Origin of the sequence: Bacillus cereus ATCC 14579, assembly GCF_000007825.1 — a bacterium.
GTDB lineage: Bacteria > Bacillota > Bacilli > Bacillales > Bacillaceae_G > Bacillus_A > Bacillus_A cereus.
Genome location: NC_004722.1, coordinates 1036937 through 1049559, shown reverse-complemented (window position 1 = coordinate 1049559; position 12623 = coordinate 1036937). Strand labels below are relative to the sequence as shown.

Below are 12623 nucleotides of genomic sequence, written 5' to 3'. Positions count from 1 at the left end.
TGAAATTATATCAACGATTTTCCGAATATATCTATCACATCTTTGAATATATCAACGATTTTCCGAATATATCTATCACATCTTGAAATATATCAACGATTTTCCGAATATATCTATCATATCTTGAAATATATCAACGATTCGACTAAAGATATCAATTTAATGACAAAAAGGAAACACCATTACACACCGGTGTTTCCTTTTTCTTTGTACCAATTATATATACGAAGTGAATCTTTTTTTCTCATATGCTTTACTTCATAACCGCGCCCAGCTACCGCTACAAGAGTTGTACATAATTCATCTTTTCTTTGAAAATACGATTGATTATAACCTACTGCTTGAACATGTCTTCTTCGCATTATTCCTGTATATTTCGAAAAATTACGATATACAACCGTTAGTTGATTTTCTCTTAATTCATAACCGCCACTTTTATATCTAGCATACGCAAGTAACGAAAACACGATAAATAACGGTAAAATAACAAACAACGCAATATATTGTTTAAAATATATACTCACGCTGGCAATTAGAACTGTGAGTATGATACTTATTAACCAGCCCATAATGAAATAACGACGCAACGCTGTTTTTGGTAAGTGAACGATCTCCGCTTCGATTTCATATGGTAACTCTAAATATGTGATCAGGTGCTGTACATCTTTTTTCTTCATAAATGGATGCAACATTACTTCGTTACTTGCTGCTCCAATACTTTGAATTGCTTCCACTTCAACAGCACAATAGCCAAACGGCTGGCGAAGCATACCTTCTTTTACAGTAATCGCTTGAATGCGGTGCAATTTTAAGACAAACTCTTTCTTTTCAAATAATCCTTGAACGATACGAATCTCTTCCCCTTTTCGCTCAATTTTAAAGTTTGCATATTTCAACACATATCCAGCCGTGGAAATAATCCACGAAATTGCCATTAAAATTAATGCAATTACAATTAGTTTATAAACACCGTTTCCCATCACATACACTTCTACTTTACTTGTGAATCCTTCAGGAAGAACAAAATCAAACTTTGTGTAAAGAAGTACTAGCCCAGAGAACACTAGTCCGAACCGACCAGATGTAATCGCTGCGGCTAAAACCTCTTTCGCTGTTAACTGATAAACCGTCTTGCTTTCTTCCTCTTCTATTTCTTCTTTTACAGTAGTTTCTTTCTTATGTAATAAAGAAATTAAATGTTTTGCCTCGTCTTCTTTAATACCAGCCAACATCACTTCTGGTTCATTACCACCACCGGCTACTTCTATATTTAACTTCATAAGTCCGAGCATTTGATAAATGATGTTAGAAGACGTACTAATATTTTGTACACGCTCTTTATTTAAATAGCTTTCCTTCTTTACAAAAACACCGTGCTTTATATGTAAAATATTATTCTCAATCCAGTAAACTTTAAAATACCATTTAATTGCTGAAAAAATAGCCATGATGAATAAAACAACCAGAAGAAAAAGATAAAATAAATACCAAGGTTCCACTTGTTCATCAGGTTTAAATAAAACAAGAATAATAAGTGGCAACAAACTCGCAATCCTAATACCTAACAATATCGTAATCGGATGTTGCCTCTTATACATCCTTATCACTCACTTTCGCAAGTTCTCCAATTTGTCTTTTCAGCTGTTCTGCTTCTTCTTTCGTTAAACCTGGAATACTATGAGAAGTTGCGGCTGTTGAAATATGTAATTCTGCTAAATTATACTTTCTCATGATCGGCCCTTGCTCAATCGTTACGTGCTGCACACGGATCATCGGAATAAGTACGCGTTTTACAACAAACATTCCCTTTTGAATCTCAATCTCTTCTTCATTTAATCTGTAACTATAATAGCGTTGACGTAAATTTGGAAACACAAAATAATCAAGGGGAATAAATGTAATAGCTCCTGTTACTAATAGTCCGAACAACCAGCCCCACCAGTTAAAGTTAATCATAAAAAAGAAATACGCAATTACGACTGTTAGTATAACTACCGCCCCAATTAAAGCGTGCATCCTCCACACTTTCAGCATATTAGAATGAATCTCCCTTTCTAACGGCTGCATCTCATCACTCCAATTCTATGAATTTATTACTTATATATTATCAAAAAATAAGGTTTTATATACATTTTTGTAAATTTATAGTCAAATAAAAATAGTTGAATCAAAAGCATATTAAAGAAACACATACCTCAGTTTTGAAAATTATGTATTATAAATATGAATTATATTGAACTAAAATAAACCTTACATGATTCATGCAAGGTTTATCGTTTTATACACAATATATTTCATTATTGTTGAGATATACTAGCATCGCTTTCAATTCGCTTTTCTTTTTGGCTTAGTTTTTTATCTTTAGATTTTTTTAATGTTAAAGTCATGCCAATAAAAATAAAAAGAATTCCTGTTATTTGCATTAAAGTTGGACGGAATCCAGTAAGTACAGTATCTAATAATATTGCCACTGCCGGATCTAAAAAAACTAATATTGAGATGGTTTTTGTAGATAAATAGCGTAAACTATCAAAAAACAGATAATATACTATCCCTGTGTGAATAAAACCAGTAGCTATAATATATGTCCAATTACTTTGAGTGAGGCCACTAAAAGCATCTAAATCTATAAATGGTATTAAAAGAAATATCCCCAAGAATGTTTGTAAAAATGTCATTGCATACGCACTCATTTTGTTAATCCCTTTACCAAATAAAGTTGTAAATGCATAAAAGAGAGCCGCAAGAAATCCCCATATCATACCTGAAGACATTAATGAGCCGACAGAGAAGCTTCCATCAATACCAGCAATTAATAAAGCTCCTGCAAAACACACAATTATTGAAATGATAGATATGAATGTTAATTTTTCTTTAAAGACGATACTTCCAATTAACAGTACAATTACTGGTGCAAGATGATAAACTGAGATAGCAATGGTAACTGACATATTTTCAAAGGCTTTAAATAAGAAAACCCAATTAAATACTAAGAAAAAACCACATATTAAAACTTGAATAACTTCTTTTCGTTCCCATTTATCTTGTTTATATTGCCCTGTAAGCAACCAGCATACACTTAAAAATATTGTCGCAAAAATACACCTTACAAACACTAATTCAAACGAAGGTAAGTTTGTTTGAACAGAAAAAAATCCAACTGATCCAAAGATAACCATTGATGCTATCATCTTTAAGGCCGGTACCGTTTTCTCTTGCTTAAAACTCTTTTGAAGCAAATTAATCCCCCTCCAATAAAAACTCGGTTTATAGTGAGAAAAACACCAGCCTAAAAAAAGGACAGGTGCTTTTCCTCAAAAACACTCAATTATAAATTTTTCCCAGCAGTCCAACCACCATCAATTACAAAATTAGAACCAGTAATAAAGCGGGCCTGATCAGAAATCAAGTACTCAATACATGAAACAATATCCTGCGGCAACCCCCAAGTATCTAAAGATTGATTACTTTTTATCATAGACATCAAGGCTTTATTACTAAAGTATTCTTCTGTAAGTTCGGTTCTAATAACACCGGGAGAAATGCTATTTACCCTTATATTTTGCTTCCCAAATTCCATAGCCATCTGTTTAGTCAATCCGATTAAAGCATGCTTTGATGCAACATAAGCAGCTCGCTCTGGTTCAGCCATTAATCCAGAAACCGATGCTATATTCACAATACAACCTTTTATTTTCGATTCACACCATCGCTTAGCTACTTCCCTAGAAAGGATAAATGGGGCTACTAAATTTACATCAATTACTTTTTTAAACATATCATCGGATAAATGTAAAACAGGTGTTATCTCTCGAATACCAGCTGCATTTATTAATATATCAGGAGAAAGCTTTTCTAAATCTAATTGAGTAAAAAGATTATGAATCGCTTCGCTATTACTTAAATCAATTTGCACTACTTTCAAAGGCATATCTGTTTTCATATAATCTATTAAATTATTATTATGAATATCAAGCGCTATTACATAAAATGATTTTTCTAAAAAGTATTTTATACAAGCATGACCTATACCGCTATTGGCTCCAGAAATCATAATTATTTTATTCTCTCTCATTTTGTCTCCTTATAAGAAAATGTTACTAATAAAATATCACGAAAAGCCTCCGTACTACATTCTGTTCCAAGTGGCGTTACGGCATGGAAGACCTTTTGTCCAAATACTAAAGTTTCTAAAGGCTCCTTCAAACTTATAAACTGATTAATTTCTCGAGGAGAATTAGCTATTAAATTATCTCCACCAATAGCTGTATTACTTAAATTCATAAGGTGTAAAAATACTACTGGTTCATCATCTTTATGTAACCAAATAGGTGAACTAAAAGATGGTCTTTCTTTAGTAGCTTTATATCTTACTTGATGTAAACCTATAATTAAGTCTTTACTTGTATCTATTATATTTGTTTTAAATGCAAATTCAGTATCGAAACGCACGATATTTTGAATTAAAGGATTGCATAAAAAGCTATCATTTATGCTATTGAACTGTCTAACTTTCCCGCCATCGTCATAGTTATATTCTTTAGATTGGAAGTAATCATTACTATTATCTAAAATATAATCTGGTGAATCAACATACTTTATATACCTTGAATAAGATCTAGCACGGCATTCACCGTACGCATCATCTTCCAAATTATAATAATCTAACTGTGCTTGTGTTAATAAACGATGATTCTCTTCCTCTTGTAAAAAGATTTCATTTGAGATTTCAAGGAATCCTTTAGATTCAAATTCATGTACCTTTTCTTCTATGCTAAACCCATTCATTTTACTAAGAACAAACGTCATTATAAAAACCTCCACACTATTGTATTTTTCTATCTCACCCTATGTTAGAAATGCAATAAGTAACCGAGATTCTTGCTTAATAAAATTTAAAATTATGATATTCAATTAATACACCAAATGAAATATATGTAATTCATTAAAATTATTTATTAAGCAATATTATATATCCTTTTGGGTATTTTTTCTAATTATCTGAAGATTTATCAACATTAGTCTTAATATTCGAAATTAAAGAAATGGATTTTTCAGAAAGATAAAACTGCGCGTATTGCAATTATTTATGTATATAACTTTTTTAAAAATTATATTTTAAATATAGCTAGTTTTTTATAAATTTTTTGATATAATTACATACGGGAAAAGGGAAGAATTTTGTCTTCCCTTGTGTTTTTATTTGCATCTAGTACTTTTGCTAGATGCTTTTTTTTATGCTAAAAAAGGTATCCTCAAATACTTTGAGGATACCTTTTCACCTTTATTATCTCTGCTGTTTTCTACCTAATACGAGTAATCCAAAACTCATCATTACAAGAAGTGCTCCCATATATGGTTCCACAGGCATTTTCTGCCCTGTCTTCGGTAATTCTTTTTCAGGTTTCTCTGGATTCGGTGTCCCTGGCTTTTCTGGATCTGGTGTTCCAGGTTTTTCTAGATCTGGTGTTCCAGGTTTTTCTGGATTCGGTGTTCCAGGTTTCTCCGGATCCGGTGTTCCAGGCTTTTCTGGATCTGGTGTTCCAGGCTTTTCTGGATCTGGTGTTTCTGGACCTGGTGGTGCTAAATGATTCAATTTGTTTAATACTTCTAATTGAACTGCATTTATCATTCCATTTGTAATTTCAAATGGAATTGGATTAGTTAATTTTTCATATCCTTTTGGTGCTTCTACTTCTACTAGTGTGTAGTTACCTACAGATAGATCTGTGATTTTTGCCTTTCCATCTTTATCTGTTGTTACTTTCACTACTACTTTTCCCTTTTCATCATGAACTTCAAACACAGCTCCTGATAAGACTTCCTTGCTTTCAGCGGCCATTTTTGTAATCTCCACTGAACCTTTGTCTAACTGTTCGTTCTCTACTTTCAATGATAAGACTTTTGTCATACCTTTTGTAATTTCGAATGATACTGGTTCCGTTAACTTTTTGTAACCTGGTAAGCTCTTCGTCTCTACTAATTTGTATTTTCCTACTGATAGATCTGAAACGTTTGCTTTTCCTTCTTTATCCGTCGTTACTTTCGCAACTACTTTGCCTTTTGAGTCACGTACTTCAAATACAACATTTTCTAATGGTGTTTTACTGTTTTTATCTATTTTTGTGATTTCTACATTCCCCGTATCTACCATTTCATTTTCTACAGTGAACGCTAAAGATTTTGTCATACCTTTTGTAATTTCAAATGGTACAGGCTTTTCTAATTTTTTGTAGCCTGGTAAACTCTCTACTTCTACTAGCTTGTACTTTCCTACTGATAAATCTGAAACTGTTGCTTTTCCAGCTTTATCTGTCGTTACTTTCGTTACTACCTTGCCTTTGTCGTCTTGTACTTCAAAGACTACACCTGCTAACGGTGCCTTATTATCTTTATCTATTTTTGTAATTTCTACATTTCCCGTATCTACCATTTCATTTTCTATGTTTAATGATAGAACTTCTGTCATACCTTTTGTAATTTCAAACGATACTGGTTCTGTTAATTGTTTGTAGCCTGGTAAGCTTTCTTTCTCTACTAATTTGTACTTTCCTACAGATAAGTCTGAAATTTTTGCTTTACCATTTTTATCTGTTTTTACTTCTGTTACTACTTTTCCTTTGTCGTCTTGAACTTCGAAGACTACGCCTTCTAATACTTTTTGACTATCTTTATCTACTTTTGTGATTTCTACTGAACCTTTGTCTAACTGTTCATTCTCTACTTTTAATGATAAGACTTCTATCATACCTTTTTTAATTTCGAATGATACTGGCTCTGTTAGCTTTTTGTAGCCTGGTAAGCTTTCTTTCTCTACTAATTTGTACTTTCCTACAGATAAGTCTGAGATTTTTGCTTTACCATTTTTATCTGTTTTTACTTCTGTTACTACTTTGCCTTTGTCGTCTTGTACTTCGAAGACTACGCCTTCTAATACTTTTTGACTATCTTTATCTACTTTTGTAATTTCTACTGAGCCTTTATCTACTTTTGTAATTTCTACTGAGCCTTTATCTACTAATTCATTCTCTACTTTTAGTGATAAAACTTCTGTCATACCTTTTTTGATTTCGAATGATACTGGTTTCGCTAGTTTTTTATATCCTGGTAAGCTTTCTACCTCTACTAGCTTATATTTTCCTACTGGTAAATCTGAAATTGTTGCTTGTCCTTCTTTATCTGTCGTTACTTTTGTTACTACTTTGCCTTTTTCATCTTGCACTTCGAATGTTACGCCCGCTAATACTGCGCCACTTTCTTTGTCTACTTTTTTAATTTCTACTGAACCTTTATCTAACAGTTCGTTCTCTACTTTCAATGATAAAACTTTCGTCATACCTTTTGTAATTTCGAATGATACTGGTTCCGTTAACTTTTTGTAACCTGGTAAGCTCTTCGTCTCTACTAATTTGTATTTTCCTACTGATAGATCTGAAACGTTTGCTTTTCCTTCTTTATCCGTCGTTACTTTCGCAACTACTTTGCCTTTTGAGTCACGTACTTCAAATACAACATTTTCTAATGGTGTTTTACTGTCTTTATCTATTTTTGTGATTTCTACATTCCCCGTATCTACCATTTCATTTTCTACAGTGAACGCTAAAGATTTTGTCATACCTTTTGTAATTTCAAATGGTACAGGCTTTTCTAATTTTTTGTAGCCTGGTAAACTCTCTACTTCTACTAGCTTGTACTTTCCTACTGATAAATCTGAAACTGTTGCTTTTCCAGCTTTATCTGTCGTTACTTTCGTTACTACCTTGCCTTTGTCGTCTTGTACTTCAAAGACTACACCTGCTAACGGTGCCTTATTATCTTTATCTATTTTTGTAATTTCTACATTTCCCGTATCTACCATTTCATTTTCTATGTTTAATGATAGAACTTCTGTCATACCTTTTGTAATTTCAAACGATACTGGTTCTGTTAATTGTTTGTAGCCTGGTAAGCTTTCTTTCTCTACTAATTTGTACTTTCCTACAGATAAGTCTGAAATTTTTGCTTTACCATTTTTATCTGTTTGTACTTCTGTTACTACTTTTCCTTTGTCGTCTTGTACTTCGAAGACTACGCCTTCTAATGCTTTTTGACTATCTTTATCTACTTTTGTGATTTCTACTGAACCTTTGTCTAACTGTTCATTCTCTACTTTTAATGATAAGACTTCTATCATACCTTTTTTAATTTCGAATGATACTGGCTCTGTTAGCTTTTTGTAGCCTGGTAAGCTTTCTACTTCTACTAGTTTGTAATTCCCTACAGATAGATCTGAAATTTTCGCTTTTCCTTCTTTATCTGTTTTTACTTTCGTTACTACTTTGCCTTTTTCATCTTGCACTTCGAATGTTACGCCTTTTAATAACGCGCCACTTTCTTTGTCCACTTTTGTAATTTCTACTGAGCCTTTATCTACTAATTCGTTCTCTACTTTTAGTGATAAAACTTCTGTCATACCTTTTTTGATTTCGAATGATACTGGTTTCGCTAGTTTTTTATATCCTGGTAAGCTTTCTACCTCTACTAGCTTATATTTTCCTACTGGTAAATCTGAAATTGTTGCTTGTCCTTCTTTATCTGTCGTTACTTTTGTTACTACTTTGCCTTTTTCATCTTGCACTTCGAATGTTACGCCCGCTAATACTGCGCCACTTTCTTTGTCCACTTTTGTAATTTCTACTGAACCTTTATCTAACTGTTCGTTCTCTACTTTCAATGATAAGACTTTTGTCATACCTTTTTTAATTTCGAATGATACTGGTTCCGTTAACTTTTTGTAACCTGGTAAGCTTTCTTTCTCTACTAATTTGTACTTTCCTACAGATAAGTCTGAGATTTTTGCTTTACCATTTTTATCTGTTTTTACTTCTGTTACTACTTTTCCTTGCTCATCTTGTACTTCGAAGACTACGCCTTCTAATACTTTTTGACTATCTTTATCTACTTTTGTTACTTCCACATTTCCCTTGTCTAACATTTCGTTTTCTACTGTTAAAGCAAGAGATTTTGTCATGCCTTTTTCAATTTGGAAAGTAATCGGATCTACTAATTGTTTATACCCTTTTGGTGCCTTTACTTCTACTAACTTGTATGTGCCGACTGATAAATTAGTAACTTGTGCTTGTCCTTTTTTATCTGTCGTTATTTTAGCGACTACTTGTCCTGCTTCATCTTGAATTTCAAAGACTGCATCAGCTAAAGCATCTTTATTTTCTTTATCTACTTTTGTAATTTCTACATTTCCTGTATCCACTAATTCATTTTCTACAGTCAATTGTAATGCTGTTACTCTACCCTTTTCAATTTCGAATGAAATTGGCTTTTCTAGTGGTTTGTATCCTGCCGGTGTTTCTACTTCTACCAACTCATACTTTCCAATAGATAAATCTGAAACGTTTGCTTTTCCTTCTTTATCCGTTTTTACTTTCGCAACTACTTTTCCTTTTGAATCACGTACTTCAAATACAACATTTTCTAATGGAGCTTTACTATCTTTATCTATTTTTGTTATCTCTACATTCCCTGTATCCACCATTTCATTTTCTACTTTTAATGATAGAACCTCAGTCATGCCTTTTTTAATTTCAAATGATACTGGTTTTTCTAACTTTTTATAACCAGGTAAACTTTCTACCTCTACTAATTCATACTTTCCTACAGGTAAATCTGAAACATTTGCTTTTCCTTCTTTATCTGTCGTTACTTTCGTAACTTCCTTACCCTTTTCATCTTGTACGATGAATGTTACTCCCGCTAACGGTGCTTTATTATCTTTATCTATCTTTGTTATCTCTATATTTCCCGTATCTACCATTTCATTTTCTATTTTTAATGATAAGATCTCGGTCATACCTTTTGTAATTTCAAACGATACTGGCTCTGTTAATTTCTTATAGCCTGGTAAACTTTCTTTCTCTACTAATTTGTACTTTCCTACTGATAGATCTGAGATTTTTGCTTTACCATCTTTATCTGTTTTTACTTCCTTTACTACTGTTCCAGCCTCATCTTGCACTTCAAAGACTACGCCTTTTAATGCTTTTTTGCTGTCTTTATCTATTTTTGTAATTTCTACTGAACCTTTATCTAACTGTTCATTTTCTACTTTCAACGATAGGACTGTTGTCATACCTTTTGTAATTTCGAATGATACTGAATCTGTTAGCTTTTTGTAGCCTGGTAAACTTTTCGTCTCTACTAATTTGTAATTCCCTACTGATAAATCAGAGATTTTTGCTTTACCATCTTTATCTGTTTTTACTTCTGTTACTACTTTGCCTTGCTCATCTTGCACTTCGAAGACTACGCCTTCTAATACTTTTTGACTATCTTTATCTATTTTTGTAATTTCTACTGAGCCTTTGTCTAACTGCTCATTTTCTACTTTTATTGCTAAAGCTTTTGTCATACCTTTTTTTATTTCAAATGGTACTGGTTCTGTTAGCTTTTTATAACCCGGTAAGCTTTTCGCCTCTACTAATTTGTACTTTCCTACTGATAGATCTGAAACATTTGCTTTTCCATCTTTATCTGTTACTACTTTTCTTACTACTTCATCTTTCTCATCTTGGACTTCAAATTCGACACCCGCTAATACTGCCCCGTTTTCTTTGTCCACTTTTGTAATTTCTATATTACCTTTGTCTACCATTGCATTTTCCACTTGTATTGGGAATATGCCGTCCCCTGTTACATTTACTTCGAACTCTGTTTCTTTTAATTGGTAGCCTTCAGGCGCTTTCGTTTCTTTTAAAATATATTTTCCTGGTGCTAACGGTTTAGAGATTGCCTTACCATCTTTATCTGTAACAATATGTTCGACTACTACAACGTCTTTTACTATATCAAACTCTGCATTTGCTAATGGTTTCTCACCATTTTCCGAATCAATTTTCTTTACTTCAATTTGACCCTTTTGCATAGTATTTTTAATTTCAATTGTTTTTGTTTCTCCAGCTTGAAGTGTAACCTCTACTGGACTTGTTAATTTTTGATATCCTTCTGGTGCTACTGTTTCATATACTTTATACGTCCCAGGAGCTAAAGGTTGAGGTACTGAAAAACCTTTTTCGTCCGTTTTCAGTTTTGCAACAACTTCATTTGCACTATTTCGGACTTCAAATTCGGCACCTTTTAACCCTTTGTTCGGATTCTCAGAATCTATTTTATGAAGCGATACTGTACCATCTTTTGGAGCTTCAGGCGGCGTAATAGTTACTTCTTTTGATGTTAATGTTTTATCATCAAAATGTAATTCCGCTTTATTAGGAATCTTCTTATCTACGTAAGAAGATAAGTCTGCATCATTTTTAATTTTCGCCTTGATACTAAGATTAATTATCTGGTCTTCATACGACTTATAGTCAAAACTCTCACCAAACGTAAATGTTACTTCACTTCTTTGTTTATCTATATTTAACGTTCCTTTAGAAGTAATATCTTGGCCATTTTGATCATACACTTTTGCCTCTAATACTTCTAAAACATCTTCTAAATCATCACGAATTACCATGGATGTGTATTTAGGAGGATCGTTCGGTATATGTGTACCAACTTGGTATTGAATCACTTGATCCATTTTTGTTAACTGCTCATTCTCTACAAGCTTGCCATTCTCATCAACTATATTTTTTTCAATGCTAGGTGGATTATTGTCACCTGAACCGGATCCTCCCCCACCACTTACAAATACTTGTCCTACTTTTTCTTCAGTTTTAATATTTTTACCTTCTAATTTCACAGTATTTTTATGAGGCTTCGCAGCAGGATTTGTAACCTTTGTTTTATATCTTAAAATATAGCCTTTTGAACTGTCTGGAAACTCAATTGTAAATCCAGCCTTTGTTGCATTAATTTTAATGTTAGATAAATCTGCTGGCTTAATATTTGTTGGTGCATAACCATCTTCAAATACAGCCTCTTCTAATACTACGCTGTCTGTAATTAACTCATGCCCAGGTCCTAATGTATCTGTTAATTTAAGATCTTGCATTTCTGTTCCAGTTGCATTTACATATACAAGCCAATCAGCAATCGAAGGATCTTCTTGATTATAAGAACCCCATTTCAATAGATTATCTGTATTGGGCTGTGGCTTCGGTCTCTCTGTCGTATTACTTACATTTACTTCTTTATTGACGATTTGACCATCAACGTTAAATTCTAATGGAATTTCTTTAACACCATCATATGCTTCTAGACCAAAGTAGAATTCTACGAATAAAGAACCTTTAATGTTATTCTTTCCTTCTACGTAATCACCCATAGTACACGTTAATAGACCCTTTTTCATCTCACATGTACCAACTGTTTTTCCTTCAGCATCTTTTAAAGGAAAACTCATATTCATAAGGTCTTTTCGAAACTCTTTTGGCATATCAATTGTGAATTGATCTCCACTTTTTATTTTTTCTTTAGCTGACCACTTCACTTCTACTTTCATACCATCTGAGGCTTGATACGGTTCAGATGTCGTGCCATCAGTACGGGAAATATTAATTTCGTCCACTGGACTTTTCATCACAGCAGCTTGAATAACTGGAGCCCACACATTCAGCACTGAAAATAATACTAGAAAAACTAATGAAACCATTGAAATATGTCTTTTAGTACTTTTCATTTGCATA

6 protein-coding genes are annotated in these 12623 nt (G+C 32.9%); all 6 read right to left on the bottom strand.

The genetic code is table 11. The features are described 5' to 3' along the window. Window positions 1–182: 182 nt before the first annotated feature. The gene (locus BC_RS05330; protein WP_000278133.1) at window positions 183–1598 is read right to left on the bottom strand and encodes a PH domain-containing protein; all 1416 of its coding nucleotides are present in this window, start codon (window positions 1596–1598) and stop codon (window positions 183–185) included. Beyond that, window positions 1591–2067 carry a PH domain-containing protein gene (locus BC_RS05325; RefSeq protein ID WP_001182728.1) on the bottom strand — a complete coding sequence of 159 codons (477 nt, stop codon included), beginning with the start codon at window positions 2065–2067 and terminating at the stop codon, window positions 1591–1593. Before BC_RS05325 ends, BC_RS05330 begins: the two co-directional genes overlap by 8 nt. 230 nt (window positions 2068–2297) lie before the next feature. Then, entirely contained in the window at window positions 2298–3239 is a 942-nt protein-coding gene (locus BC_RS05320) for a DMT family transporter (protein WP_000939625.1), read from the bottom strand. An 89-nt stretch (window positions 3240–3328) separates the two neighbouring features. Next, window positions 3329–4075: an SDR family NAD(P)-dependent oxidoreductase gene (locus BC_RS05315; protein WP_001208947.1), complete on the bottom strand. Its 747-nt coding sequence runs from the start codon at window positions 4073–4075 to the stop codon at window positions 3329–3331. Further along, window positions 4072–4809 (bottom strand): 2OG-Fe dioxygenase family protein, encoded by a 738-nt coding sequence (locus BC_RS05310; RefSeq protein ID WP_000144813.1) that lies wholly within the window; start codon window positions 4807–4809, stop codon window positions 4072–4074. Before BC_RS05310 ends, BC_RS05315 begins: the two co-directional genes overlap by 4 nt. A gap of 478 nt (window positions 4810–5287) precedes the next feature. Beyond that, entirely contained in the window at window positions 5288–12622 is a 7335-nt protein-coding gene (locus BC_RS05305) for a SpaA isopeptide-forming pilin-related protein (protein WP_001178115.1), read from the bottom strand. Window position 12623 lies beyond the last annotated feature (1 nt).

What these genes read in the sequence shown, in the direction of transcription:
- BC_RS05330 (WP_000278133.1), bottom strand. Translation starts at nt 1,598, where the DNA reads ATGTATAAGAGGCAACATCCGATTACGATATTGTTAGGTATTAGGATT.
- BC_RS05325 (WP_001182728.1), bottom strand. Translation starts at nt 2,067, where the DNA reads ATGCAGCCGTTAGAAAGGGAGATTCATTCTAATATGCTGAAAGTGTGG.
- BC_RS05315 (WP_001208947.1), bottom strand. Translation starts at nt 4,075, where the DNA reads ATGAGAGAGAATAAAATAATTATGATTTCTGGAGCCAATAGCGGTATA.
- BC_RS05310 (WP_000144813.1), bottom strand. Translation starts at nt 4,809, where the DNA reads ATGACGTTTGTTCTTAGTAAAATGAATGGGTTTAGCATAGAAGAAAAG.
- BC_RS05305 (WP_001178115.1), bottom strand. Translation starts at nt 12,622, where the DNA reads ATGCAAATGAAAAGTACTAAAAGACATATTTCAATGGTTTCATTAGTT.